General features: G+C 63.0%; 27 protein-coding genes. 12 read left to right on the forward strand and 15 right to left on the reverse strand.

All coding sequences use genetic code 11. The features are described from left to right. From AWT75_RS02460 to AWT75_RS02470, 3 genes are all read right to left on the reverse strand, one after another. Positions 1-463, reverse strand: a 463-nt coding sequence (locus AWT75_RS02460) for an ABC transporter ATP-binding protein (RefSeq protein WP_153013214.1), incomplete at its 3' end; no start/stop codon positions are given. Between the two features lie 97 nt (positions 464-560). After that, the gene (locus tag AWT75_RS02465) at positions 561-746 is read right to left on the reverse strand and encodes a hypothetical protein (protein ID WP_062786943.1); all 186 of its coding nucleotides are present in this window, start codon (positions 744-746) and stop codon (positions 561-563) included. 316 nt (positions 747-1,062) lie between these two features. After that, complete coding sequence (locus tag AWT75_RS02470; RefSeq protein WP_082695906.1) at positions 1,063-2,151, reverse strand: AraC family transcriptional regulator; 1,089 nt, start codon at positions 2,149-2,151, stop codon at positions 1,063-1,065. 307 nt (positions 2,152-2,458) lie between these two features. Between AWT75_RS02470 and AWT75_RS02475 the strand changes: the two genes are divergently transcribed. The 3 genes from AWT75_RS02475 (at position 2,459) to AWT75_RS02485 (ending at position 4,344) form a co-directional block, all read left to right on the forward strand. Next, positions 2,459-2,911 (forward strand): hypothetical protein, encoded by a 453-nt coding sequence (locus AWT75_RS02475; protein ID WP_153013215.1) that lies wholly within the window; start codon positions 2,459-2,461, stop codon positions 2,909-2,911. Continuing rightward, positions 2,875-3,843 (forward strand): DUF2145 domain-containing protein, encoded by a 969-nt coding sequence (locus AWT75_RS02480; protein ID WP_062786954.1) that lies wholly within the window; start codon positions 2,875-2,877, stop codon positions 3,841-3,843. The genes AWT75_RS02475 and AWT75_RS02480 overlap by 37 nt, the downstream gene beginning before the upstream one ends. A 120-nt stretch (positions 3,844-3,963) precedes the next feature. Next, positions 3,964-4,344 (forward strand): hypothetical protein, encoded by a 381-nt coding sequence (locus AWT75_RS02485; protein ID WP_062786957.1) that lies wholly within the window; start codon positions 3,964-3,966, stop codon positions 4,342-4,344. An 82-nt stretch (positions 4,345-4,426) separates the two neighbouring features. Here AWT75_RS02485 and AWT75_RS02490 read toward each other — a convergent pair whose 3' ends face one another. Beyond that, positions 4,427-5,332: a DMT family transporter gene (locus AWT75_RS02490; protein WP_062786961.1), complete on the reverse strand. Its 906-nt coding sequence runs from the start codon at positions 5,330-5,332 to the stop codon at positions 4,427-4,429. Between the two features lie 119 nt (positions 5,333-5,451). Between AWT75_RS02490 and AWT75_RS02495 the strand changes: the two genes are divergently transcribed. Then, positions 5,452-5,943 carry an Lrp/AsnC family transcriptional regulator gene (locus AWT75_RS02495; RefSeq protein ID WP_062786964.1) on the forward strand — a complete coding sequence of 164 codons (492 nt, stop codon included), beginning with the start codon at positions 5,452-5,454 and terminating at the stop codon, positions 5,941-5,943. Positions 5,944-5,967: 24 nt separating this feature from the next. Here AWT75_RS02495 and AWT75_RS02500 read toward each other — a convergent pair whose 3' ends face one another. Next, on the reverse strand, positions 5,968-6,570 hold the full coding sequence (locus tag AWT75_RS02500; RefSeq protein WP_045845992.1) for a CBS domain-containing protein: 603 nt from the start codon (positions 6,568-6,570) through the stop codon (positions 5,968-5,970). A 411-nt stretch (positions 6,571-6,981) separates the two neighbouring features. After that, positions 6,982-8,370: an aminopeptidase P family protein gene (locus tag AWT75_RS02505; protein ID WP_062786967.1), complete on the reverse strand. Its 1,389-nt coding sequence runs from the start codon at positions 8,368-8,370 to the stop codon at positions 6,982-6,984. Positions 8,371-8,743: 373 nt separating this feature from the next. On the opposite strand from AWT75_RS02505, the gene AWT75_RS02510 reads away from it, so the two are divergent. Further along, positions 8,744-9,193: a DUF441 domain-containing protein gene (locus AWT75_RS02510; protein ID WP_045845990.1), complete on the forward strand. Its 450-nt coding sequence runs from the start codon at positions 8,744-8,746 to the stop codon at positions 9,191-9,193. A gap of 19 nt (positions 9,194-9,212) precedes the next feature. Here the strand turns inward: AWT75_RS02510 and AWT75_RS02515 are convergent, their stop codons facing one another. Next, complete coding sequence (locus tag AWT75_RS02515; RefSeq protein WP_062786972.1) at positions 9,213-10,055, reverse strand: LysR substrate-binding domain-containing protein; 843 nt, start codon at positions 10,053-10,055, stop codon at positions 9,213-9,215. Positions 10,056-10,154: 99 nt separating this feature from the next. Here AWT75_RS02515 and AWT75_RS02520 point away from each other — a divergent pair, with 99 nt between their 5' ends. Further along, positions 10,155-10,832, forward strand: coding sequence for a LysE family translocator (locus tag AWT75_RS02520; protein WP_204376855.1), 678 nt, complete (start codon positions 10,155-10,157; stop codon positions 10,830-10,832). Between the two features lie 107 nt (positions 10,833-10,939). Here AWT75_RS02520 and AWT75_RS02525 read toward each other — a convergent pair whose 3' ends face one another. Beyond that, positions 10,940-12,202: a benzoate/H(+) symporter BenE family transporter gene (locus tag AWT75_RS02525; RefSeq protein ID WP_082695907.1), complete on the reverse strand. Its 1,263-nt coding sequence runs from the start codon at positions 12,200-12,202 to the stop codon at positions 10,940-10,942. Between the two features lie 114 nt (positions 12,203-12,316). On the opposite strand from AWT75_RS02525, the gene AWT75_RS02530 reads away from it, so the two are divergent. From AWT75_RS02530 to AWT75_RS02550, 5 genes are all read left to right on the forward strand, one after another. Next, a complete protein-coding gene (locus tag AWT75_RS02530; RefSeq protein ID WP_045845987.1) occupies positions 12,317-13,753 on the forward strand; it encodes an aminotransferase-like domain-containing protein in 1,437 nt (478 codons plus the stop codon). Continuing rightward, positions 13,753-14,853 (forward strand): NAD(P)/FAD-dependent oxidoreductase, encoded by a 1,101-nt coding sequence (locus AWT75_RS02535; protein ID WP_062786981.1) that lies wholly within the window; start codon positions 13,753-13,755, stop codon positions 14,851-14,853. Before AWT75_RS02530 ends, AWT75_RS02535 begins: the two co-directional genes overlap by 1 nt. Positions 14,854-14,860: 7 nt before the next feature. Further along, positions 14,861-15,460 (forward strand): MOSC domain-containing protein, encoded by a 600-nt coding sequence (locus AWT75_RS02540; RefSeq protein ID WP_062786985.1) that lies wholly within the window; start codon positions 14,861-14,863, stop codon positions 15,458-15,460. Between the two features lie 98 nt (positions 15,461-15,558). Continuing rightward, positions 15,559-16,323: a DeoR/GlpR family DNA-binding transcription regulator gene (locus AWT75_RS02545; protein ID WP_045845984.1), complete on the forward strand. Its 765-nt coding sequence runs from the start codon at positions 15,559-15,561 to the stop codon at positions 16,321-16,323. Positions 16,324-16,481: 158 nt separating this feature from the next. After that, positions 16,482-17,030, forward strand: coding sequence for a peroxiredoxin (locus AWT75_RS02550; RefSeq protein ID WP_045845983.1), 549 nt, complete (start codon positions 16,482-16,484; stop codon positions 17,028-17,030). A gap of 115 nt (positions 17,031-17,145) precedes the next feature. Here AWT75_RS02550 and yddG read toward each other — a convergent pair whose 3' ends face one another. The 5 genes from yddG to glpK form a co-directional block, all read right to left on the reverse strand. Continuing rightward, a complete protein-coding gene (gene yddG, locus AWT75_RS02555; RefSeq protein WP_062786989.1) occupies positions 17,146-18,009 on the reverse strand; it encodes an aromatic amino acid exporter YddG in 864 nt (287 codons plus the stop codon). Between the two features lie 74 nt (positions 18,010-18,083). Beyond that, positions 18,084-18,818 (reverse strand): AraC family transcriptional regulator, encoded by a 735-nt coding sequence (locus tag AWT75_RS02560; protein WP_204376856.1) that lies wholly within the window; start codon positions 18,816-18,818, stop codon positions 18,084-18,086. Positions 18,819-18,958: 140 nt separating this feature from the next. Beyond that, on the reverse strand, positions 18,959-20,494 hold the full coding sequence (gene glpD, locus AWT75_RS02565) for a glycerol-3-phosphate dehydrogenase (protein WP_062786993.1): 1,536 nt from the start codon (positions 20,492-20,494) through the stop codon (positions 18,959-18,961). Between the two features lie 292 nt (positions 20,495-20,786). Beyond that, complete coding sequence (locus tag AWT75_RS02570; protein ID WP_045845980.1) at positions 20,787-21,491, reverse strand: MIP/aquaporin family protein; 705 nt, start codon at positions 21,489-21,491, stop codon at positions 20,787-20,789. Between the two features lie 241 nt (positions 21,492-21,732). Then, the gene (gene glpK, locus AWT75_RS02575; RefSeq protein ID WP_062786996.1) at positions 21,733-23,229 is read right to left on the reverse strand and encodes a glycerol kinase GlpK; all 1,497 of its coding nucleotides are present in this window, start codon (positions 23,227-23,229) and stop codon (positions 21,733-21,735) included. A 602-nt stretch (positions 23,230-23,831) separates the two neighbouring features. Between glpK and pyk the strand changes: the two genes are divergently transcribed. Further along, positions 23,832-25,241, forward strand: coding sequence for a pyruvate kinase (gene pyk / locus AWT75_RS02580; protein ID WP_062787181.1), 1,410 nt, complete (start codon positions 23,832-23,834; stop codon positions 25,239-25,241). A 98-nt stretch (positions 25,242-25,339) separates the two neighbouring features. On the opposite strand, the gene AWT75_RS02585 is transcribed toward pyk, so the two are convergent. Both AWT75_RS02585 and AWT75_RS22025 read right to left on the reverse strand, forming a co-directional pair. Then, a complete protein-coding gene (locus AWT75_RS02585) occupies positions 25,340-26,266 on the reverse strand; it encodes a dienelactone hydrolase family protein (RefSeq protein WP_062786999.1) in 927 nt (308 codons plus the stop codon). Further along, a complete protein-coding gene (locus AWT75_RS22025) occupies positions 26,256-26,726 on the reverse strand; it encodes an alpha/beta fold hydrolase (protein ID WP_204376857.1) in 471 nt (156 codons plus the stop codon). The genes AWT75_RS02585 and AWT75_RS22025 overlap by 11 nt, the downstream gene beginning before the upstream one ends. Positions 26,727-26,738 lie beyond the last annotated feature (12 nt).

The following is a 26,738-nucleotide window of genomic DNA, read 5'->3' on the forward strand; positions in this document are numbered from 1 at the left end:
CACGGGCCAGCGCCACCCGCTGCTGCTGGCCGCCGGACAGCTGGTGCGGACGGCGGCGGGCAAAGCCGGACAGCTTCACCAGCTCCAGCTTTTCCGCCACGATGGGCTTGATGTCGGCGGCTTTGACACCGCGCATTTCCAGCCCGAAGGCCACGTTTTCTTCCACGGTCAGGTGTGGAAACAAGGCATAGCTCTGGAATACGGTATTTACCGGGCGCTGGAAGGGCAGCTTGCCGGACAGCGATTCGCCATACAGGCGGATGTCGCCGCTGCTGACGTCCTCGAAACCGGCAATCATGCGCAGCAAGGTGGTCTTGCCACAGCCGGACGGGCCCAGCAGGGTGAAGAATTCGTTCTCGCGGATGCTCAGCGCAATATGATCCAGCGCCAGTACCGCATGTTCATCATGGCCAAAACGCTTGCAGACATGGTCGACGTCAATTGCCACACGATTGCCGGTCATGGCAGTCCTCCGGTGCAAATGCTGTGAAAACACGCCCCCGCACCACGCCGCGCGGCGATGGTGTCGGGTTGCTGTCAGAATCTGGAAAAGCCTGGCGCTACACGCCGGGCGGGCGGGCATGACCGCACGGAGTCAGCCGTGCAGCCGGGTCATCGCACAGGAAGGAACTGCCGTGGCAGATCGGGAAACGGTCTCGCCCGTGCAGGCTGTCGGATGGGCACTGCGGCTGGTACGAGGCCGGGGGCTGCGCCATCTTGCGGGCGGCAAAGCCTGGCTTGCTCATGGTTTCTCCTCCGTGTTGTGTGATCGGACATGGCATTGCCTGTAGGCCGGGCAGCCGTGTGGCACTCTCCTGGCGAGGGAGAACTGGCCTTGGCAATGACATCGAGTGGTCCGTCTTTTTTTTATTCATTCTGCCAACAAGTGCTGCGACAAAAAGATACAAAGCGGTCAACTATGGGATAAATACGGCCAAAAATGGCGTGTGCACCGCGCGCAGGACAACAGCTATCGCTTTGGACAGGCCATTCAGGACAGGGCAGCCCTACGGTCCGGCAGCAGGGTCGGCAGGGTTAGAAAGGCAGGAATACGCAGCAGCGTCAGCGCCGCAAATCGGAGGGTCGCTTGCCGGTCCAGCGGGCAAAGGCGTGGCGGAAACTGGCGGATTCGGCAAAGCCCAGCCGCTCGGCAATCATGCCGATGGACAGGCTGCTTTCCTGCAGCAAATGCAGCGCTTGCTGGTGCCGCGCCTGATCCAGCAAGGCCTGGAAGGAGGTTCCCAGTGCTGACAGCTTGCGTCGCAGGGTGCGCTCGGACATGTGCAAGGTGGCGGTCAGCTCGTCCAGCCGGGCAAAGCGCACCGGGTCGGACTGCATCAGGCGCAATACCCGCGCCACCAGTGCCGAGCCGTGACTGCTGGCCCATTGCTGCTGCTGGCGCTGGCATTGCTCCAGCGCCATGTGAAAGCTGACCGCATCGGCCAGCGGCTGGGGCCGGTCCAGCCATTTGGCCGGAAACAGCAGCGCGTTTTCCGCCATGTCAAAGCTGCCCGCCTGACCGAAAATGGCCGGATAAAGCCCGGCATGCGCGGGCGGGGCAAAACACATGTGCACCGCCTTGGGCGACCAGCGCACACCCATGCAGTCGCGGGCAATGGTCCACATCGAGGACAGGCACATTTCGGCATTGAAGCTGAGCAGATCCTCGCGGTAGCGGTAGCCTTCGGCCAGCAGGCAGGCATCCTTGCCCCGCTCTTCCAGCCGCAGGGTGAAATAGCTGGCCAGCAACAGGGGAAAGCGGATGGCGGTTTCCAGTGCCACCCGCAAGGTGGGGCTCACCAGCATGGTGTAACCCAGAATGCCGTAGTTGGAGGTATGCATGGCGTGGCCCAGCCGCAGGCCAAGGGCATCGTCCTGCGACAGGCGACGCGCGGTGTCGAAGACGGTGAGTTCCTGATGGTGGTTGATCAGCCGCGCCGGTTCCAGCAGGCGCTCCGGCGGAATGCCGCTGCCGGCCAGCACCTCGGCCGCGGCAATGCCCTGCTCGGCCAGTACATTCACTGTGGTGACAATGGCATGCAAGGACACCGGCCGACTGGAAGGGTTGTCGTGGCCGGGTGGGGCAACAGGGTCAGGACTGGCGGGCCGCTCCGGGTGCATCGTTGTATCCAGCCATGGCCGGCAGGCCATGTGCTGTCTCCGACTGGGGACAATCGCCTGATCTTGCCGTCTTGCCTGCGGACTGACAAGAGCGCTGCACCCCGGCGCGGGCAGCTGGCTGACGCATCAAATTTTGTAAATCTGCTTGTCGCTGGCCTGCCATGCCCGGAACAATACGGCTGCGCACGCAGACCAACTGTAGGCCATGAATACATGGCTGGCGCAAACCCGACCTTGCCACGGCTTCACTCCGGCAGGTTGCTTACCCGCACAGGGCCGTTGCGGCAGTGCGCTTTCTCTTCGCAAGACTCCGTTCCGGATGGACATAGCCAATACCATGATCACACTGCACAAAACCCTAGCCTCTTCCTGCTGCCTGATGCTGGGCTTGCTATGCACCCAGGCGAATGCCGCCGTCTCCATGCTGTCGGTATCCGACAGTGTCAGCGCTACGGTGGGCAGCATTTCCACCTCCTTGCAGAATTCCTCCAAGGCCATCGGCAATATCGCCGAAGGCGACTACAAGGTGGTGGCCGTAGCCCAGGCCGACCAAGCGGGCAAAACCCAGCTCACCCTGGTGCCGGTAGCCGCCGCCAACAATACCGAGCCTTTCAATCTGTTTGTGGCACAGGCTGATGTGAAGCACAGCGGCGTGGAAACCGGCCAGATCGTGCATGCACAAAAACAGGCCTATGGCCTGGTGTTTGCCCGCGCTGACAACCGGCAACCGTTTGCCCTGCTGCTGGATCAGGCGTGGAAGTCGGAAGTGCAGCCCAAGGTGGTGTCCTGATCCTGCTGCACCGTCACACCGGCCGACGACTACAAGCCCTGCTGATGGCAGGGCTGTTTGCCGTGTCGGCCACACTGGCCAACACGGCGGCGGCATCTTCCTTGATGTTCTGCGAACAGGCCTCACAGCAGAGCGTGGCACGCAAGAGCGACCTGCTGCTGTTCAGCCAGCAGGTACGCCAGCTGCTGGATGAATCCGGCCATCAGGCGGCCATCATCTCCCGCTCCGGGCTGGACCTGGAGCGTTTTCACATACGTCTGTCGCACGCCGGCATCAGCCTGCGCAACAATGCCAACTCGCCCTGGTCGGTACGCCAGCTGTACTACGCCTGTGAGGAACAGCGGCCGCACCTGTACGACCAGGGCCTGCCGGGCTTCCTGATCGACCAGCCGCAAGGCAGCAATGTCTACCTGTCCATCCTGCTGCTGCCGGCAAAACAGGAAGAACAACTGGTAACAGCCGCGCTGGACAACAAGCTGTCGCTGCAACTCCTGGGTGCGGACTACAGCGCCAACGCCTATCCCTTCTCCACCCGCTACCAGAACTGCAACCAGTGGCTGGTGGAGCTGCTGGCCCACGCCTGGGGGCAGTTACCGCGCGCAGGCGACGGCCGCAAGCAGGCACAGGACTGGCTGCAACAACAGGGCTACCGCCCGGATACCGTCGATGTGAAACACCGCTACATGGTGTGGGCGGCCAATGTGGTGCCGCTGGTGCACAATGGCGACCACCCGGACAGCGAACTGGCGGCAAACCGCTATCAGGTGAGCCTGCCCGCGGCAATCGAAGGTTTTGTGCGCCAGCAGGCCGCCGGGACCGAACGCATACAGCTGTGCCTGCGTGGCAAGACCCTGGTCACTCACCGTGGCTGGGACGACATGGCGGATGATTGCCAGCCGGCCGAGGGTGACAGCGTGCAGCAGCTGGGCTGAGTACAAACCGGCACGCTTAACCTTTCTTTACCCGATCTTTACATCCAGCGGCCTCATGCCTGCGCGCTGGCATGCCGATAATGAAGCATCCGATCATCATTTGTATGCAGCGAGACCGTGATGGATATCAGCAAAACAAACGCGGTGAACACCAGCGGCACCAGTACGCTGAGCACTAGCGGCAAGACAGCCGCCAGGGCAGGTAAAGACAGCAACACGCTGAACAGTGATGGCAAGGCGGCAAGCGCCTCGCCGTCCACCATCGTGAAACTGCAAAGCAAGGGCAAGGCGGATGAGGCCAGCAGCGACAGCAATGCCGCCAGCACGGATGACAATGCGCCATCCGCCGTCAAATCCTTTACCTACGGTGTGCTTAACCTGCCCGACCCGGCAGCCGACCCCGCCCCGGCGCCCGCCCAGACAGAAAACAGCTATTTCACCGCCGGCCGCTGGGCCGCAGCCGCAGTGACGGTGGGCACGCTGATTTCGCTGGTGGTGTGAGTCTGCATCCAACGGCATCGTCAACATGCAAAAGGCCGCTTTGCAGCGGCCTGTTTGTTTTGCAAACCCAGCTCAGCGGCGTTCAGCGCCGGGCAATCAGCACAATCCCCACCCCCACCAGCAGCATGCCGGCCAGCTCGCGCGCCAAAGGCCATTCCCCCAGCTGCAACGCCGCCATGGCCACCGCCAGCAGCGGAATCACCAGCGCATTGAAACTGAGCGTGCTGGCAGGCAAACGCTTGAGCAGCCACAACCAGGCCAGCCAGCCCACCGCACTGGACAATACCCCGGCATACAACAGCCCCAGCACAAAACTGCCGGACCAGTGGATATGGGCAAAATCCGCCCACGGCCACAGGGCCAGAATCGGCAACAGGCCGATCAGCGCCTGCCAGGCCGAAAAATTCAGGCTGTCGAGCTGACCACAGCGCGTCGCCCGCTTGCTCAGTACCGAACCCAAGGCCCAGAAGAAACCGGCCAGCACCGCCAGCAGCATGGGCAATACCCCGCCATGCAGCTGCCATGGCGCCACAATCAGCATCAGCCCGACAAAACCGGCGGCCAAGGCCTGGCCGGTACGCCGGCCAAACGGCTCGGCCAGCAACCAGCGTGACAGCAGCGCCACCCAGAACGGCATGGTGAACACCAGCACCGAGGTACGCCCCGCCGCCCCCGCCACCAGCGCCAGGGTAATGGACAGGCTGTACAGGCAGGTGGTGCTCAGCCCCACTTGTGCAGCCTGCGCCAGACGCTGTGGCCGGATGGCACGGCCACGCGCCAGTAGCACGCCAAACAGGGTCAGGCTGCCCAGCGTGGTACGCAAAATCAGATGGGTGATGGGCGTGGTGGCCTGCAAGGTCTGCTTCATCACCACATAGTTGTAGGCCCACAGCGTCACCAGTGCGGCAAACAGCAGCATGGGCAGCCAGCGTGCGGACGTGGTGGTGCGGGACAGGAAGGGATTGAGGGTGGTACTGGAAGCCGACATGGTGCATCTCCGATGGATGCCGCCAGTTTAAGCAGCCCACTGGCTTGCACTGATGCGTTTTACTGCGCCAGAATGCACGCAAACTGATGATTTTGAATATTCAATGCAGGAAAACTGATATGCCAGATGAAAAACAGCTGGACAGCTACGACCGTAAACTGCTGGCCCTGCTGCAGGAAGACGCGCGCCGCACCCACGACGAACTGGCCGAAGCCGTCAGCCTGTCACCCACTGCCGTTACCCGGCGGCTCAAACGGCTGCGCAGCGAGGGCATCATCCGCCGCGAAGTGGCCCTGGTGGACCCGGCCGTGCTGGGACGCCCGTTACGGCTGGTGGTGAATGTGATTCTGGAACGCGAGCGCATTGCGCTGGTGGATGCCTTCAAGCAGGCCATCCGCGCCGCGCCGGAAGTCGTGGAGTGCTACCACGTAACCGGGCGGCCGGACTTTGTGCTGGTGGTACTGGTGCGCGACATGGGCGATTACGAACGCTTTTGCCGCGAGCACATCATGAGCAATGACAATGTGCGCGAGTTTGAATCGCTGGTGGTGATGGAAACCACCAAGTACAGTACCGCCGTGCCACAAGACACGGCGGGCGAAGGCAACTGAAAGCCGGGCCAGCCCGTAACCGGTTCAGCCTTCGTGCAGCAAGGCGTGCTGGATTTCCGACAAGGCCTGCGGCACGCGCATGAAATTGAGCGGCATGCCCAGTCGCCGTGCCATGTGAGAAGACGAGAACATGCCACACAACTGGTAATGGCCGGTGTTCAGGTCCAGCTCGGCCACCAGCGCATGCTGCCGGCCCTGCTGCTTCAGCGTGGACACCATGTGGCCGACGGTGGCGTGCTGCACATCGGCCAGCGACAGCATTTCCAGCTCGCTGCGCGGAGTCATCACGTCGCGCACCAGTACTTCATCGTGGCGTTTGCCGTGCTCCAGCATGCACTGCACCGGGCGTTCGCCCAGAATGTCCGACGCGGTGATCAGGCCCACCAGCCTGCTTTCGTCGTCCTGTACAAACAGCAGGCGAATGCCGCGGCTGATCATCAGGTTGTGCGCATGGCGCAGGGCTTCATCCTCGCCAATGCTCACCGGGTCGATGATGCGCAGGTCGGTCATCACCTCCAGCGCCGGGCTTTTCAGATTGATGGGCCGTTGCGGGCGCTGGTCCAGATGAACCAGATCGGTATGTTTGGGCATGGCCATGGATGGCAGCGCTTGGAATGTGGTTTCCATGTGACTCTCCAGCTGATGGATGTTGTTGTCTGGCTAGGCTGTTGCCTGGTCACAGTGGCGCGGCAGGCTGGCTGTCACGTCGCTGACGGGTTGCACCGGAACTGTCTCCCCTATTCCGGCCCAGATTTCATTCTAGGCAGGATTTTCCAGATGCAAGGCCATCGTGATGGCCCAAGCTGCAAATAAGTGTTGCCCGCAAGCGGCCAGCTTCTGCAACGGCTAACACAGTCACAAGCCATGCTGAAAAATCAAGGTGGCCAGCCCAGCCCGCCAGACCTGCCTCTTGTACTGCATTGCCCCTAGCGCAGCCAGAGATGGCGGTTACACCAGACAGCTGCCCCTGTGCATGCCCGGCATCCACCATGAAAAAACCGCCGTGAAGCGGTGTTTATGGTGCGATAGCAAAACAGCTTACATCTGCATGATGGCTTCCAGCTCTTCCACCGTTTTGGGGATGGGCTCGCCCAGCACACGGCTGCCGGTTTCCGTCACCAGCACATTGTCTTCAATGCGGATGCCGCCAAAACCGCTCATGTCGGCAAAGCGTTCATAGTTGATGTACTGGCTGTGACGGCCCTCGGCCTGCCAGGCGGCAATCAGCGCCGGAATGAAATAAATGCCCGGTTCCACCGTCAGCACCATGCCCGCCTTCAATGCCTTGCCCAGTCGCAAATAGCCCAGGCCGAACAGCGGACTGCGCTGCACGCAGTCGTCATAGCCCACCAGGTCCTCGCCCAGGCCTTCCATATCGTGCACGTCCATGCCGATCTGATGCCCCAGGCCATGCGGGAAGGCAATGGCATAGGCTCCGGATTCGACAATCTCCTCCACCGGGCCGTGGAAAAAGCCCAGTGCGCTCATGCCTTCCACCATCACCCGCGCCGCCAGCTTGTGCACGTCCAGGTAACGTACGCCGGGCTTGATGGCGGCAATGGCCTGCAACTGCATGTCCAGCACGATGTTGTACAGCTCGCGCTGTTGCTGGTTGAACCGCCCACCCACCGGGAAGGTGCGGGTAATGTCGCTGGCGTAGCCGCCACCAGAAGTACAGCCGGTGTCGTTCAATACCAGGTCGCCCTTTTGCAGCACATTGTCGTGGGCATGGTTGTGCAGCACTTCGCCGCGACGCGAGAAAATGGACGGGTAAGCCAGCTGCCAGTCGTGACGGCGCATGATGCCTTCCATGATGCCCACCACCTGATGTTCCACCACACCGGGGCGCGAGGCCTGCATGGCGGCCACATGCATGGCACCGGTCACCGCCAGTGCGGCTTCCATTTCCGCCACTTCTTCCGCGCTCTTGATTTCACGCAGCGCCACCACGGCGCGGGTGAGCGCGGGCGAGAAGCCAGCTGCCACTTCGGCCGGATGCACATTCAGCAGGCGGCCCAGCTCCAGTTTGGTCTCGCCGCGATAGGGTGCCAGATAATGCACGGCGCGCCCGGCAGCATGGGCAGCCGCCAGCGCCTGCTCCAGCACGGCATAAGGCTGGCTGTGGCTGATACCGGCAGAGGCGGCGCGCTCGGCCAGCGTTGGCAGCGGGCCGGTCCACACGATGTCGGCCACGTCCGGGTCATTACCGAACAGGGTGGTCGTGCCAGCGGCAGTGTCGATCAGCACCGCCATGCCCGGCTGGTTCTGGCCAAAGAAGTAGCGGAAGCTGGAATCCTGCACAAAGGGAAAGATGTTGTCGTGGTAGTTCATCGGCGAATCCACATTGCCGACAAACAGCAACAGGCTGTCCGGCATGGACTGCTGCAGCGCGCTGCGGCGCTGCTGATAGGTGACAGCAGAAAACATCACTCATACTCCTTTATCTGGCCATGCTATCCGCACAACTACCGGCCAGCTGGCATTTTATGGCGAAAAATCACGCAAACTGCGGATTGTATACAGTGCAGACACTGTACACGGCAAGCCGGAACATGACCAGCATTGCCACCAGGCAGCTCTCATGATGTGTGCAGGCAGCTGCAACCTCTCTGTGCAAAAGCTGGCACACGGCCAGCAGCAGTGGCATGTAATCAATATTTAGCTGTTGATTGCCGGCAGCTTGCCGGGCTGACCGCCGTATAATTGCATGGCTTTTGTTCTGGCACGGCAGCTGCCCCGGCAGGCCTTGCCAGCGTGCTCATTTGGCCGGATTCACACCTTTCTTTCTCAAGTGATACGCATGCATTTTGACAATCTCCCCATCCTGTTCATCCTGGCCATCTCGCTGATCGGCAACAATTTCACGGTATCCATTGCCGCGCTGGTCTTGCTGTTGATCAAGCTGTTGGGGCTGGACAGCTGGCTGCCGGTAATCGAATCCAAAGGCATCAATGTTGGCGTGGCCATCCTCACCGCCGCCGTGCTGGTTCCGGTGGTATCCGGCCGGGTGGATGGCAACAGCATTGCCAATGTGTTCAAGTCGCCCGCCGGCATCATCGCGGTGCTGACCGGTTTGCTGGTGGCCTGGATTGCCGGGCAGGGCGTGCCCTTCATGAAGTCTTCGCCCGAAGCGGTAACGGCGCTGATGATAGGAACGCTGATCGGCGTGTGCTTTTTCCGTGGGCTGGCGGTGGGGCCGCTGATTGCCGGCGGCGTGGTTGCGCTGGTACTGGGGCTGCTGAAGCTCTGAGCGGCCCGGACGGCCTCCATCAGGCCCCGCCCAATATCTGCTCTGCCAGATAATCGCAGGGCGGACGCTTGGAGCGGGCACTGCGCGCCAGCACGATTTCCACCTGGCCGATATCCGGCAAGCCATCCTGCTGCGTCAAGCGCCGCAAGCGCTCCGGCAAACCACATAGCGCCAGCGGCGCAACGGCCAGCCCGGCCTCCACCATGCTGACCAGCCCGGTCAGGCTGGGGCTTTCGTAAGACATGCGAAACGAAATGTCCTGCCGTTGCAAGGCAGCAATCGCCCGTTCGCGGGCTACGCTGCCATGTTCGAACACCGCCAGCGGCAGCGGGCGCTCCTGCCACACCGCCCGGCTGGGCGAACCGGCCCAGACAATGGGCTCGAAGCGGATATGCTCGCCGCTGATGCGCGGACTTCTGGTGATGCAGGCCAGGTCCAGCGTGCAGTCCTCCAATAGCGGAATCAGCTCGCTGCTGGGACGGCCAATCACCTGGATTTCCACCCGCGGGTGTGCCAGCGAAAACTGGCGCAAGGTGGTGGGCAGCAAGGACGGGGCATAGTCGTCCGGCACGCCCAGCACGATGCGGCCAGTCACTTCCGGGCGCACAATCATTGCCCAGGCCTCCTGCCGCAAGGCCAGCATCTTGCGTCCGTACTCCAGCAAGGCCAGGCCCTCGGCGGTGACTTCCACATGCCGGGTGTTGCGCTTGAACAGCGGCTTGCCCAGCGCATCCTCCAGACTCTTTATCTGCATGCTGACCGCAGAGGCAGAACGGTGCACCACAGCTGCGCCGCGCACAAAGGATTTTGCCTCGGCCACGGCAATCACCATTTCGATGACGTCCAGATCCAGTTTTTTCATTTGATCAGTAAATCTGAATAGTGAAGCAAGTTTAATTCACTTAACTTGATAAGGCAGCAGGCCGATACTGCCAGGCATTCCCACCGAGGGCAGGAGCCCATGATGAATACCGCACCCTCCCTGCAGGAGTTTCTGGCCATCGGCATGCTGCTGGCCATCACGCCCGGGCCCAATATGATGTACGTGCTGTCGCGATCGGTGATACAGGGGCGGCAGGCTGGCCTGCTCTCGCTGGGCGGGGTCATGCTGGGCTATCTGTTTTACATGCTGGCCGCCGCCTTCGGCATCACGGCGGTTTTTGTGGGCATCCCGCATGCCCTTGCCCTGCTGACCATGGTCGGGGCGCTATATCTGGCTTATCTGGCCTGGCAGTCGCTGCGGCCGGGCGGACGCTCGCCGTTTGACGTACGGACCGGACAAGCCGCACCGCCCCGACGCCTGCTGTTGATGGGGGCCACCACCAGTCTGCTCAACCCCAAACTGATGATGATCTTTGTTTCACTGCTTCCCCGCTTTGTCGATTATCAGGCCGGAAATGTACTTGGCCAGACACTGACACTGGGCTCCATGCTGATTCTCGGCTTTGCCACATCGAACGGCATGGTGGCGCTGTTTGCCGGCAGTCTGTCCGATTTGATGACCCGGCGTCGTGGCCTGATGCTGTTGCAACGCCTGCTGACCGGATGCGTGCTGGCCATCCTCAGTGCACGCATGCTGCAAGAAGCATTACCGGCAGGGCTGCTGGTCGATGTACTGATGCTGGGCAAATCAGCCTGAATGATCGCGCGGTCTTCGCTGCCCGTCAGCAGCCGTTCACCCGGCCCTGCCAATAAAAAATGGCCGCTTGCACATGCAGGCGGCCATTGTTTTTTCTGACTCAACACTCAGCTTTTACCCTGCATCACCGGCTTGCTGACCGGCGTGCTTTTGGGGCGCGCCTTCAAGAGCCAGCTTACGCTGCCACCGGCCAGTACCGCCCACAGCGGCGAGCCGAGTCCGGCGATGGTGACACCCGATGCTGCCACGACAAAGGTGAGCAAGGCGGCTTCGCGGTGGCCTTCGTCCATCAACGCGGCGGTAAGCGATGAGGCCAGCGTGCCGAACAGCGCCAAGCCAGCAGCAGTCACCACCAGCGCCTTGGGCAGCAGCAGCACCAGGCCGGCCAGTGCACCACCGGCAATGCCCAGCACGATGTAGAGCGCACCGCACACCAGCCCGGCCATGTAGCGGCGTTGCGGGTCCGGGTGGGCCTCCGGCCCGGTGCAGATGGCGGCGATGATGGCCGCCAGCGTCACGCCATGCCCGCCCAGCGGCGCGGTGATGACCGAAGCCAGACCCAGCACGGTAACCGGCGAGCGGGCCGGAATGTGGTAACCGGAAGCAGACAGCACCGCCATGCCGGGCAAGAACTGGCTGGTCAGTGCCAGCAGTGCCAGTGGCAAGGCCAGGTTGACGAAAGCCGTCCACGACCACTGCGGCATGGTGAACAAGGGGCCGCTGCTGCCCTGCCAGCTGCCCGCCGTACCGTACATGCCTTGCCAGCTGGCAATGGCCAGCCCCAGGCCAATGGCGGCCAGCAGCGCAAAGCGCGGAAACAGCTTGCGACCGATGAAGAACAGCACCGTCATCGGCACCACCAGCAGCGCCTGCTGGCTGGCGGCAGCGGCCACGTCGGCAACAAAGTGGAACAGGATGCCGCCCAGCATGGCGGCCGCCAGCGAGGCCGGGAAAATCTTCATCAGCTTGTCGAAGGCACCGCTCACCCCCACCAGGGTGACAATGACGGCGGCAGCCAGAAACGCCCCCACTGCCTCGCCATACGGCACGCCGGGCAGCGCCGCCAGCAGCAGCGCCGCACCGGGCGTGCTCCAGGCGGTAATGACCGGAACGCGCCAGCGCAAGGTCAGCCAGATACCGGCCACGCCGGAGGCAATGGACACCGCCCATACCCAGGAGCCAAGCTGGGCGGCACTCAGTCCGGCAGACTGGGCGGCATGCACAATGATAAGAAAGGGGCCGGAATAGCCCACCAGCAGTGCCAGCACTGCGGCAAGCCCGGCCGAAGGCGAGAAATGGGACCAGCTGAACGGCACACGATCAGCATGCGTCTGGCTGGCAGGAGACTCTCGCGGGGAAAGCGTGGACATGGATGAACTCCAGGATGCGTCAATGCACACAGGGTAAACAATGTCGGCCGGTCTGCCTTCCCACACGGCGGGCAAACAGCGTAGACTGGGCTGAATCTGTTATATAGAACAGCGATGACCGACACTCCGCTCTACCTGCATATCGCCCGCCAGCTGCAAGCGCGACTGGACAGTGGCGAATGGCCGCCGGGCAGCCGCCTGCCTGCTGTGCGTCAGCTGGCAGCCGAACACGGCGTCAACACCCTGACCGCGCTGGCGGCCTACCGCCATCTGGAAGAACAGCAGCGCGTGGTGGCGCGTCCACGCAGCGGTTTCTTTGCTGCGCTGCCGCGCCATGTAGCAGAAAGCGGCCATATCACCCCGCCCGGCCCCACCGCCGCCGCGCTGGTGGACGTGGACAGCCGCATGAGCAATCTGATCCGCCTGTCAGCCTCGTCCATCCGCCAGCAATTGCACATGGCCGAGGCGCACCACAGCCTGTATCCGGCGCAGGAATTGTCGCGACGCATGCAAATGCGGCTGGCCCGCCAGCCGGAGCTGATTGGCGCTTACCTGCCCACCGCCGACCAGCAACAGCTGTACCAGCAAATACGCCGTCTGGCCTCTGGCTGGCAGCTGGATATTCCGGCCGACCACATCCTGTTCACCCAGGGCATTACCGAAGCCATCAGCCTGTCGCTGCGCCACCTCACCCGCCCGGGCGATGTGGTGGCGGTGGAAACCCCGGTGTACTTCGGCCTGCTGCAAACCCTGCAATCACTGGGCCTGAAGGCGCTGGAGATTCCCTGCACGCCGGATGCCGGGCTGTCGCTGGAGGCGCTGGAATTCGCCCTGCGCCACGGTGCGCCGGTGAAATGCCTGGTAACGGTGACCAACTTCCAGAACCCCACCGGTGCGCTGATGCCGGACGACAACAAAAAGCGCCTGCTGCAACTGGCGCGCCGTCACGGCCTCACCATCATCGAGGACGATGTATTCGGCGAGCTGTATTTCGGCAACCAGCATCCGGCCCCGCTCAAGGCCTGGGACCATGACGGCGACGTGATTTACTGTTCGTCCTTCACCAAGAGCTTTGCCCCGGCCTTCCGTCTGGGCTGGCTGTCCGGCGGGCGGCACCATGCCGCGCTGGAGCGGCTGCGCGAAAGCAGCAGCCTGGTCAGCCCGGCCATCCTGCTTGGCGTGTTGTCCGAGATGCTGGCCAGCGGCGACTACGCCCGCATCAGCCAGCGCATCCGCCAGCAGCTGAAACAGCAAATGGAACAATTGAGCGACGCGGTGCTGGATGCCTTCCCGCGCGGCACCCGCGTACGGCGGCCACAGGGTGGCATGCTGCTGTGGGTGGAAGGCCCGGAAGGGCTGGACAGCCAGGCCCTGCTGGAAGCCGCGCTCTCCCGCTCCATCAGCTTTGCTCCCGGCCTGGTATTTTCTGCCGAGCCGCGTTTTGGCCACTGCCTGCGTATCAACTGCGGCCAGCCCTGGTCCACCCAGCTGGCCGAGGACATCCACCTGCTGGGCTGGCTGGCAGCAGAACAACTGGCCGGACGGCTGTGATGGATCAGGTGGATTGCGTGGTGATAGGCGCGGGCGTGGTGGGCTTGGCCATTGCCCGCCAACTGGCCATGGCCGGGCGCGAGGTGCTGATTTGCGAGGCGGAAGGCCAGATTGGCCAGCACTGCAGCAGCCGCAGCAGCGAGGTGATTCACGCCGGGCTGTACTACCCCACAGGCAGCCTGAAGGCGCGGCTGTGCGTGCAGGGCCGTGCCATGCTGTACCGCTATTGCGCCGAGCGGCACATCCCGCACCAGCGTATCGGCAAGCTGTTGCTGGCCAACACAGCTGCCGACATGCCGCGCTTGCAGGATATTGCCCGCCGCGCTGTCGCCAATGGCGTGGAGGATCTGCACTGGCTGGATGCCGCCGGGGTGCGTGCGCTGGAACCGCAACTGCAAGTACATGCCGCCTTGCTGTCTCCCTCCACCGGCATTATCGATAGCCATGCCTTACTGCAAGCCCTGCTGGCTGATGCCGAAGCCCACGGCGCGCAACTGGCCTGCCATTCCCCGCTCAGCCGTGGCCGGGTAGTGGCAGATGGCATGGAACTGGAAATCGCCGGCATCACCATCAAGGCCAGATCGGTCATCAACGCAGCCGGGGCGTGGGCACCGGCTGTCGCCAGCAGCATGGCCGGTGTTCCACGTGAAACCATTCCGACCGCCCACTATGCTCGTGGTGTGTATTTCAGCCTGAGCGGGCGTTCGCCGTTCTCGCGGCTGATTTACCCGCTGCCGGAAGCGGGCGGGCTGGGCTGCCACCTGACGCTGGATCTGGCCGGACAGGCGCGCTTCGGCCCGGATGTGGAATGGATAGACGGCGTGGACTACCGGCTGGACCCGGCCCGCGCCGCTGCCTTCTATCACAGCATTCGCCGCTGGTGGCCGCAGTTGCCGGACGGCGCATTGCAGCCGGGGTATGCCGGGGTGCGCCCCAAACTGGCAGGGCCGGGCGAGCCGGATGCCGACTTTGTCATCCAGGGCCCGGCACAACATGGCGTGGCCGGGCTGATCAATCTGTACGGCATCGAATCCCCCGGTCTGACCAGTTGCCTGGCGCTGGCGGCGCTGGTGGGTGCCATGGCCAATCAACACATATGAGACCGACATGACAGACAGCCCCACCCTGCACTCCATCAATCTGGCAGCGGTCAGCCCCATGCTGATCGAAGGCCGCCGCATCATGAGTGGCATCAACAAGCTGCCGGTCAGCACCCTGCAACGGCCCGAGGCCATTGCGGTGGGCAAGCTGGGGCTGGCGGGCGACGAGCAGGCCGACCCCACCGTACACGGTGGGCTGGCCAAGGCCATCTACGCCTACCCGCTGGAGCACTACCCATTCTGGCAGCAAGCCTGCCAGCAGCATGGTTCGCGCCATGCCGGCAGTGCTTTACACCACGGCATGCTGGGAGAAAACCTCACCATCAGCGGCCTGCTGGAACAGGATGCCTACGTGGGCGATGTGCTGGAATTTGCCGATTGCCGACTGCAGATTACCGAACCACGCCAGCCCTGCTTCAAGTTCCAGGCGCACATGGACATGCGCCTGGCGGTGAAGCTGATGGCGCAAAGCGGGCATTGCGGCTTTTATCTGGCGGTGGTGCAAACCGGCACGCTGCGCGCCGGGGAAAGCTTCCGCATCCTGCCCGGCCCACGAGAGCTGAGCATGGCCGACGCCTTCCGCCGCCGCTTGCGCCGACTGGATTGAAGCCACCGCATAAGCCGACAGCATTTGGCGAAATGCGCCGCTCATGTAGAATCAGACAGCCTCCAACACCGCAGCATACTGACAAACGACCCGCCACCATGATCATTCTCAATCAGCGCCAGCAGGAACTGCTGGGCATCGTCCATCGCGAAAGCTATGTCACCGTGGAAAAGCTGGCCGCCCATTTTGGCGTCACCCACCAGACCATACGCCGCGACATTGCGCTGATGGCGGAACACCAGCTGCTGCAGCGCTATCACGGTGGTGCCAGCGTGCTGTCCAGTGTGGAAAACGTGGCCTACAACGCCCGTCAGGTGTTGTGCATAGAGGAAAAGCGCCGTCTGGCCGCGCTGCTGGCCAAGCAGATTCCCGACAATGCCTCCTTGTTCATCAATATCGGCACCACCACCGAAGAAGTGGCCAAGGCGCTGCATCGCCATCGCGGCCTCAGGGTGATCACCAACAACCTGCACGTGGCCGACATGATGTGCGACTACCCGGATTGTGAGGTCATCGTGCTGGGCGGCGTGCTGCGCAAGCGCGACCGCGGCATCACCGGTGAAGCCACGGTGCAGCTGATCCGCCAGTTCAAGGTGGACTACGGCATCATCGGCATTTCCAGCATCGAAAACGATGGCGTGCTGCGCGATTACGACTATCGTGAAGTACGCACTTCGGAAGCCATCATCCAGCAATCGCGCCAGGTGCTGCTGGCGGCGGATCATTCCAAGTTCGGCCGCCCGGCGCTGGTGGAACTGGGCCATCTGTCACAGGTGCATGCGCTGTTTACCGACAAGCCGGTGCCGCCGGAAATGCAGGCGGTGATTGCCGAAGCGGGCACCCAGCTGTTTGTCGCCGACTGAGACCTGCTAAGAAAGCCGCCTTGCCGTACTTGCTGTACTGTCTGCGTCGGCAGGCCCTGACCCGGATTTTCTGCGAGGTTTTGCCAGCCGCGCTGAGCGAACCTCTGCCACATCAAGCTGCCAAAAACTGTTCCAGCCCGAATGTCGAGGAGCCCCCCATGTCTGCATTCACCCGCCACACCCTGTCCATCGGCCTGTCCGCCCTGCTGCTGGCCACCACGGCCCAGGCCGAACTGAGCAAAGGTGCCCCGGCCAGCGACTTCAGCACCGAAGCCTCGCTGGGCGGCAAACGCTTTCATTACTCGCTGAACGAGGCGCTGAGCCACGGCCCGGTGGTGCTGTACTTCTACCCGGCGGCCTTTACCAGCGGCTGCACGGTGGAAGCCCACCTGTTTGCCGAAGCCACCGACAAGTTCAAGGCGCTGGGCGCCACGGTGATCGGCGTGTCTGGCGACGACATCGAAAAGCTGCAACGCTTTTCCGTGTCCGAATGCCGCAGCAAATTCCCGGTGGCGGCGGACAAGGATCGCAAGATCATGAAAGCCTACGACGCAGTGATGATTCCCGGCACCAGCTACGCCAGCCGCGTCTCCTACGTCATCACGCCGGACCATAAAGTCTGGTACAGCTATAACGCCATGGCCCCCGACCAGCATGTCAGCAACACGCTGAAGGCGCTGGAAGCGTGGAAGGCGGCGGGGCACTAAGACCCGCTCACACACCCCCCGATGCTGCGTTGCGCGGACTTGCCGTACTCACTGTACGTCGGCGCGCCTTGACTCGGGTGCTCTACGCGGTTTTGTTAGCGGCTCTAAACCGGTCTCAGCCAGCCCGCGCCGCCAGCGCCGCTCCGCCGATGATGGCAAGGCAGGACAGCAACAGGCTCCAGCTGGGCGTGGCCAGGCCTGCGCCCAGCAGCAACAGCGTGGAGATCAGCGGTGCGGCGTAGGACAGCACGCCAAGCAGCGGCAGATTGCCCTGCTTCATGCCGATATCCCAGGTGAAGAAGGCAATGCCCACCGGCCCCAGCCCCAGGGCCAGCACGCCCAGCCAGGCCGTCCACGGCGCAGTCCATACCGTGGCTTCGCCATACAGATGACACAGCGCCGCCAGCACGGCAGTTGCGGCGCAGAACCAGCCCACCGCATCGGTCGGCACCTGTGCCACCAGACGGCTGGCCACCGAGTACAGTGACCAGATCAGCGCGCACAGCAAGGCCATCAGGTAGCCGGGCAGGTACTGGCGGGCAAAACCGCCCTGCCCGCCACCCAGCAACAGCCAGCAGCCACCCAGCGCCAGCAGGCCGCCCAACAGATGCCAGCGTGACAGGCGATGGCCGGGCAGCAAGGCGGAAAACAGCAGAATCAGCAGCGGCCACAAATAGGCCAGCAGACTGACCTGCACCGCCGGGGCCAGCCGCATGGCCAGGAAATAGCAAAAGTGATATCCGAACAGCCCGCCCACTCCCAGCGCCCAGGCCAGGGGCGGCTGACGCAGAAAGCGGATAGGTGACTGAGCGGCGCGCAGCCATTTGGCCAGCATCAGGCCAAAGGCCAGCGCAAAGGTCATGGCCAATAGCTGGAAGGGCGGAAACACGCCGGCCGTCAGCCGGGTCAGCAGCGCAAGGCTGCCCCATAGCAGGATGGACAGGCTGCCGATCAGCGTAGCCTGGTGGCGGGTAAGCATGGGCAATACTCTCAGACAAGCAAAAGCGCAGTGTAGGCAGGATGGCACGCGGCGACTTTGCCGGGCTGGCGGGCTTATTTGGCCGGATGGCGGAAATGGCTGGGCGCGATGCCGAAATGGCGGCGGAAGCGGTCGCTGAAGGCGGACAGGCTGGCATAGCCGCATTGCTCGGCCACCTGCTGCACCGGCAAGCTGCCCTGCTCCAGCAGCAGCCAGCCATGCTGCATGCGCTGCTCCAGCTGGTACTGGCCGGGGCTCATGCCCAGTTGGCGGCGGAACAGCTCCGACAGCTGCGCACGCTCAGGTGGGCCGCCGCCGCCAGCTGCGCCAGGCTGATGTCCTCGGCAAAGCGCGCATCCAGCAGCGCACGGGCAGCGGCCACCCGCCGGTCCAGCCTGGCTGTCGGCCCCGGCACGCTCCGCCAGTAGCTGGGTGAGCAAGAGCAGCATCTGCCGCCTGCCGTTTTCACCCGTATGAGGCCGGGAGAGCTCGGCGCGCAGAAACTCCACATAAGCCAGCATGCCGGCGTCCAGCGGCAAAAAGGCAGGCAGGCTGGCCAGCTGCGGTGCCAGCGTGGCCGGAACATTGGCCACCACGAAGGCATTGTCACCGGGCGCAGCAAAGCCATGGCTGTTACCTGCGGCAATCACCGCCAGCTGGCCGGCCTGCACCACGCCGCCACGGCCCTCGACATCCAGCTCCAGGCAGCCATGCGCCGGCAGCACCAGCTGATGGTAATCATGCTGATGCTGGTGGCTTTCCTGCTGGTAACTACGCAGCTCCAGCAGCAGGTCGTCATGGCGGGACATCCGGCTATGGTAGCGGGGCGAGCTGGGGCTGGGTGCATGCTCGCACAAAAAAAATGCCCCACCGGGGTGGGTGGGGCCTACGGGAGGAGATGGGCGCAAGCCCTGATACAACAAGATACGACCACAACAAATCGTGACGCTTAGCCCGGCTGGGCGCTGTGCACTGCGGTACTGTCCGGCTGCACCGCGCACTGGCGATAACGGGCCAGCCAGTCAGTCAGCACGACACTGGCATTGGCAGGCAGGTGCAGACGCAGCTTGCTGCGTCGCCACAGGATGTCCTCGGCACTGGTCGCCCATTCCTGATCCACCAGATAACTCAATTCGGCTTCATACACGCCGGGCAGCACTTCTTCGCCCAGGTCGGCCAGGCTGCGGGCACTGCCGATCAGCGTATGCAGCCGCGTGCCGTAGCTTTTCACATAGCGCTGCACCAGAGCAGCAGGCAGCCATGGATAGCGCTGCTGGCTGGCCGCCAGGAAAGCCGCCGCATCGGCATTCGGCATGTCGCCACCGGGCAGCGGCACACCGGCCGTCCAGGTGGGCTGCTGATTGCCCAGCAGCGGGGCCAGGCGGTCCACGGCTTCTTCCGCCAGCTTGCGGTAGGTGGTGATCTTGCCGCCAAACACTGACAGCATCGGCGCACCGTTATGGTCCAGTTCCAGCGAATAATCACGCGTCACGCTGGAGGCATTGCTGGCTTCGTCGTCCAGCAGCGGGCGCACGCCGGAATAGGTGCTCAGCACATCGTCCGGGCCGATCTGGCTGTTGAAGTAGCGGTTGCTCATGCGGCACAGGTAATCCACTTCGTCGCCATCAATCTGCACGCTGCCGGGATCGCCGTGGTATTCCACATCGGTGGTGCCGATCAGGGTGAAGTCGTTTTCGTACGGGATGGCAAAGATGATGCGTTTGTCCGGGTTCTGGAAAATATAGGCATAGGGGTGATCAAACAGCTTTTTCACCACGATGTGACTGCCTTTCACCAGACGGATGGACTTGGGTGACGGCAGCTGCAAGGTGTCTTTCAACAGGCTTTCCACCCAGGGACCGGCGGCATTCACCACGGCGCGCGCCCTCACCTGCTCCTGACGACCATCTTCGTGTTGCAAGGTGCACAGCCAGTTTTCGCCTTCGCGCCGCGCCGCCACACAGGCGGTACGGGTGACAATGCGCGCGCCGTGCTCGGCGGCCGCCATGGCGTTGAGCACCACCAGCCGGGCATCCTGCACCCAGCCGTCGGAATAGACAAAGCCACGCTTGAATGCGGCTTTCAGCGGTGCGCCGGACGGATGTTTGGCAAAGCTGATGGTTTCCGAGCCGGGCAGTACTTCGCGCCGGGCCAGATGGTCGTACAGGAACAGCCCGCAGCGGATCATCCATTCCGGACGCTGGGCCTGGTCGTGCGGCATGACAAAGCGCAAGGGCCAGATGATGTGTGGCGCGGCCTTGAGCAGCACTTCGCGCTCTTGCAGCGCCTTGCGCACCAGACCGAACTCGTAATATTCCAGATAGCGCAGGCCGCCATGAATCAGCTTGGTACTGGCCGACGAGGTATGCGCAGCCAGATCGTCCTTTTCGCACAGCAGCACCGACAGGCCGCGGCCTGCTGCATCGCGGGCAATGCCGGCTCCATTGATGCCGCCACCAATCACCATCAGGTCGTAGGGTTTCACAGTTTCATCCTCGGTCTTGTCTGTATCCGGCTTGCGCCTGTCACTACAGGGCAAGAAGGCGGATTGCGTGTGTTGATGGTGTTAGCGTAGCGTCATACGAAGATCAATTCAACACATAATGTTCGTTTATGTTCGTTTTGTGCGTTGCAATGTGCGTATTGACCACAACAATCTTTGTTTTGCATTCCATTTATCGCCCATCCGCTGGAGCAGCCATGCCGCGGACGAAAAAAAAGCCACCCGCAGGTGGCTTGCCGGCCCCGCCAGCAGCGGGGCACCAGGAGCAACAGGTTTACAGATGGGTATACGTGAGCGCCGCCAGCGTGCCCCCCAGCAAGGAACCGACTACCGGCACCCAGGCATAGCCCCAGTCGCTGGAGCCCTTGCCCGGAATGGGCAGCAGCGCATGCATGATGCGCGGCGCCAGATCGCGCGCCGGGCTCATCGCATAGCCGGTGGTGCCGCCCAGCGACACACCGATACCCAGTACCAGCAAGGCCACCGGCAGGGCATCCATCGCGCCCAGCGACAGCTTGGGCGCCACCATGCTGAGAATGGCAAACACCAGCACGAAGGTGGCCAGCACCTCGGACAGCAGATTGCCCGGCAGGCTGCGGATGGCCGGGCCGGTGCAGAAGGTGGCCAGCTTCAAATCCGCGCAGTCGGTGGTTTCGTAATGCTTGCGATACATCACCCACACCAGCAGCGCACCCATCATGCCGCCCAGCATCTGCGCCAGGATGTAACCCGGAGCACGTGCCCATTCAAACTTGCCGGCCACCGCCAGCGCCACGGTGACTGCAGGGTTCAGGTGCGCACCACTGATGGCCGCCACGCTGAATACACCGACAAACACCGCCATCGCCCAGCCAAAGGCAATCACGATCAGGCCGCTGTTATGGCCCTTGGTATTGCTCAGCAGCACATTGGCCACCACGCCATTGCCCAGCAATACCAGCAGGGCCGTTCCGATAAATTCACCAAACAAAGGGTTCATGCAGGGTCTCCGCACCATGACTCCCGCTACCACCGGCTACTCTGGCTGATGGCTGCTCTTTCATGGCGTCAGTTACTGGCAGCAGGCCCGGGCGGGACGATCTTGCTGTCGTCCGGCCACCGGCTGCTGCCATACATCACACAGGAAATTCACACGGCCGGGCTGGCGGCACCAGGCCAGCTGCACACACCCCGGGCATGGGTGCGGGCAGCACGGACAGCCGCCGTGCGAGGGACGGTCATCAGGCGTCGGCCCAGGCCTTGGCGGCATTGACGGCGCGCACCCAGCCACGGACATTGGCATCGACCTGTTCAGCCGCCATGCCTTGCTGGAAGCGGCGGTCCAGCTGCCACTGGCCCTGGATGTCCTCCACCCCGGCCCAGTAACCCACGGCCAGACCAGCCAGATAGGCCGCGCCCAGCGCGGTGGTTTCGGTAATCTTCGGCCGCACCACGTCCACGCCCAGAATGTCGGACTGGAACTGCATCAGCAGTTCGTTGACGGTGGCACCACCATCCACGCGCAATTCGGCAATGGCCATGCCGGCATCGGCTTCCATGGCCTTGAGTACGTCCATGGTCTGGTAGGCAATGCTGTCCAGTGCGGCGCGGGCAATGTGCGCAGCCTTGGTTCCCAGCGTGGCGCCGACGATGGTGCCACGCGCATCCTGGTTCCAGTGCGGCGCACCCAGGCCGGCAAAAGCCGGAACCAGGTAGACGCCGTCACTGTCGGCCACTTCCTGCGCCAGCGGGCCGACATCGGCCGAATGGCGGATGATGCCCAGGCCGTCGCGCAGCCATTTCACCACCGCGCCACCAATGAAAATGGAACCTTCCAGCGCGTAATGCACCTTGCCATCCACTTGCCAGGCAATGGTGGTCAGCAGCTTGTTGGTTGATTCAATCGGCTGTTCACCGGTATTCATCATCATGAAGCAGCCGGTGCCGTAGGTATTTTTCACCATGCCCGGACGGGTGCACTGCTGACCGAACAAGGCGGCCTGCTGATCGCCTGCCACGCCGGCAATCGGGATTTCCACCCCCAGATGGGCGGCATGGGTGTGACCGTACACTTCGCTGGAGCTTTTCACTGCCGGCAGCATGCTGGCCGGAATGCTCAGGATGTCCAACAGTTCGGCATCCCACTCCAGCGTGTGGATGTTGTACAGCATGGTGCGCGAGGCATTGGACACGTCGGTAACGTGCACCTTGCCGTGGGTGAAGTTCCAGATCAGCCAGCTGTCCACGGTGCCGAAGGCCAGCTTGCCGGCCTCGGCACGGGCACGCGCGCCCGGCACATTGTCCAGAATCCACTTGATCTTGCTGCCGGAGAAATAGGCATCCACCAGCAGGCCGGTCTTGCTACGGATGGTGTCGGCCAGGCCGCGTTCCTTCAGCTGGTCGCAGAAGGCGGCGGTGCGGCGGTCTTGCCAGACGATGGCGTTATACACCGGCAGGCCGGTTTCGCGGTCCCACACAATGGTGGTTTCACGCTGGTTGGTAATGCCGATGGCGGCAATGCTGCGGCCATCGATACCGGCCTTGGCCACGGCTTCGGCAGCCACACCGGCCTGCCCGCCCCAGATTTCCTGCGGGTCGTGTTCTACCCAGCCCGGCTGGGGGTAAATCTGGCGGAATTCCTTTTGCGCCAGCGATACGATGTCGCCAGCCTGGTTGAACAGAATGGCACGCGAACTGGTCGTGCCCTGATCCAGCGCCAGAATGAACTGGTTCTTCATGTGAGGTGTCTCCTTGGCAATCCAAAGGCCGTTGCTGGCCGAGCGTTTTTGCTGACTGGTTTTGACGGCAACGCCACAGGCCCTGCGCAAGGCGGGGTGGGCGGGCAATCTTTGTTATGTTGTTTTTTGTATTTATATTGTTCGTTTTATTTTCGGCTCATTCTAGTTAACACGCTTCAGCTGTCAATCAATACGCATGAAACTTTCGCCACTAGCCAGATTCCGACCGCGTACCGGCATGGCAATGTCGTTTTTGCAGCGCAAGATAGCCGAAATGCAAATGGTCTGTAAGCCTTTCACTACAAGGATTTGGCATTTTCTTGCTTTGCAGCAAACATCACCATTTGCCGGACGAGGCAAAATAACAACACCAGCGTCAGACAACGCAAGCAAAACGCACATATCACGCACCCGGAATATTTCCCGACTGACAAGGTGGCAACACCCCGCCCAAGTACCTGCAAGGTAGCAAAGCCACTACATGCCAGTTGTGGCAGCATGGCAAAAACCAAGAGACAGCCGTTGGCAATCCGCCAGCAGATCAGGTCCCCGGACAACACCGCGCCACGGCCACGCAGGCCGGCATCGACAAGGACAAGTACATGCTCCGCAATACCAAGATTCTCGCCACGCTGGGCCCGGCATCCAGCACCCCGCAGCAAATCCTGGCGCTGGCCCGCGCCGGGGTGAACGTATTCCGTCTGAACATGAGTCATGGCAGCCACGACGATCACCGTGCCCGGCTGGCTGCCATCCGCGCCGCCGAAACCGAGCTTGGTCGCCCCATTGGCGTGCTGGTGGACCTGCAAGGCCCCAAGCTGCGCATTGGCACCTTCCCGCAAGGGCCGGTCACCGTACGCGTCGGCCAGCCCTACCGCTTTGTGCTGGACCAGGTGGACGGCGATGCCAGCCAGGTCACCCTGCCGCACCCGGAAGCCTTTGCCGCGCTGGAACACGGCCATCACATCCTGGTGAACGACGGCAAGCTGTCGTTTCACGTGGAACGTGTACAGGACCGGGTGATTGAAACCACCGTGGTGGTAGGCGGCGAGCTGTCCGACCGCAAGGGGTTCAACCTGCCGCAAACCATCCTGCCGCTGTCCGCCATTACCCCGAAAGACCGCAAGGACGCCCAATTCGCCCTGCAGGAAGGGGCAGACTGGATTGCGCTGTCCTTTGTGCAAACAGCTGAAGACGTACGCGAACTGCGCCAGATGATAGGCAGCAGCGTGGGCATTGTGGTGAAGATTGAAAAACCGTCGGCCGTGGACCAGCTGGACGAGATTGCCGAGCTGGCCGACGCGGTGATGGTGGCGCGTGGCGATCTTGGCGTGGAACTGCCGCCGGAAGACGTGCCGGTGGTACAGCGCCGCATCGTGCACCAGTGCCGCCACCTGGGCCGTCCGGTGATTGTGGCTACCCAGATGCTGGAATCCATGATCACCGCCCCCACCCCTACCCGTGCCGAAGCCAACGACGTGGCCACCGCCGTGTACGAAGGTGCCGACGCCGTCATGCTGTCGGCGGAAACCGCCGCCGGCTCCTTCCCGGTGGAAGCAGTACAGATCATGGACCGGGTGATCCGCCGCGTGGAAAGCGCACCGGACTACCGCCGCGTGATGGCACTGGACTACAGCGCCGCCGATGCCCCGGAACAGGCCGACGCCATTGCCGCCTGCGTGCGCAAGGTGGCCGCCATCCTGCCGGTCACCGTATCCGCCGCCTTTACTACCTCCGGTTCCACCTGCCTGCGCCTGGCTCGCGAACGGCCGCACACGCCCATCATGGGCATCTCGCCACGACTGAGCACCGCCCGCCGCCTGACCCTGGTATGGGGCGTGGTGGCCTATAACGGGCCGGATGCGGAAAACCTGGAAGACATGGTGGTGAAAACCACCTTCTGCGCCACCAAGCTGGGGCTGGCCGAACAAGGCAAGCCGATGGTGATCATCGCCGGTGTGCCATTCGGTACGCCGGGAGCCACCAACCTGTTGCGCATCGTGTATCCCTGATCATCCATCGTGGCCATCTGCCGCATGAAAAAAGCCGCCAGTGCAACATCCACTGGCGGCTTTTCATTTATTGCTGCCGACGTTGGCACACCCGGACATCAGGGTATTGCAGCGACGCGATTCATGCGCCCGGCCAGCACCGGCAGGCTTTGCAAGAAGTCATCCAGCGCTGCCGCCCACAGTGCGGCCGGGTGACGGCTCAGGCCATGGCCATCGCCATCTGCCACCGCAGGCGCATGGACAAAGCGAGTGGGGCTGCCACCAGCAGCGAAGGCCTGATGCCAGGCGACGGGTTCATCCGCTCCCCAGTACTGGTCGTTTTCGGCATACAGCCACAGATTGGGTAATACGGTGTGGCGGCCAAAATCGGCATACAGGGCGGTGAGTGCTTGCGGCTCGCAGCTTTGTCCGGGCGATTTTTCCGGGTTGCCACCGGCACCACCGGCAAAGTTGATATAAGCCACCACGCCAGGCGGTGCGCTGGCCCCCACCGCCACCGTCAGCAGGCCGCCAACCGACTGGCCTTCCAGTACGATGGGCTGACCCGCGCCCCAGGGCTGCCGGGCAATCCAGCGAATGGCAGCCTGCACTGCCACACCGCCTGCCTCGGCGGTATGGCGATAATCCGGATGGCCACTGCACTGGCCCGGTGCCAGCATGCGGGCGCTGTGATATTCCGGGTCGCCGCCTCCGGTATTGCCATAACCGGGCCGGATGGGCGCCACAATGATGAAGCCCTTGGCCAGCCAGTAGGCAATCTGGCTGCGGCCCATGGGGTATTTCAGTTGATGGCGCTCCTGCGTGCTGCCGGCACGGCCATGGGAAAACAGCAGCACCGGAAACGGTCCGTCCCCTGCCGGGCGGTACAGCAGTGCCGGCATGTCCAGCGTGCTGCCAAACAGACCTGCGCCAGACAGTGGAATGCTGACTTCCTGCGGGGCAGGCAGACTGGCAGCCCATACCGGCAGCACCAGACCGAGGGCCAGCAAGATGGCCAGGCAGTAACAGCGACATTCACGCCACATGGTCTTGCTCCAGAATGTCTGCCAGCAAAGCCGCCAGGCCGGCAGGGTTGTCTTCACTCATGGCATGGCCGGCATCAGCCAGCACATGCACGCTCACTCCATCTTGAGCAAGACTGGTCAGCCCCGGCAGGGGCAAGGAGCGCTCGCCCACCACCACACTGCGCGGCATGGAGAGCGCCAATAACTGGCTGCGCCAGCCGGGTTCACCACCCTGTACCAGCGATACCGCCGCACGGTGCACGGCAGGCGCATGACTGGCAGAGAGCGACCCCGCCCATAGCGGGCTGCCTTCACGGCTGGCCAGCCGCGCCATGCGGCGCTGGCCACGGCTGACGAATTCCTGCTCGCTCATGGCCGCCAGTGCGCGGCTGAACACGCCGCCGCCGGCATCCAGATTCGGCTCCAGCAATACCAGCCGCGCCACCTTGTCCGGGCGCAGGCTGCTGGCGGTAATGGCCACGGCCCCGCCCAT

This window comes from Aquitalea pelogenes, from assembly GCF_001515305.1.
GTDB lineage: Bacteria > Pseudomonadota > Gammaproteobacteria > Burkholderiales > Chromobacteriaceae > Aquitalea > Aquitalea pelogenes.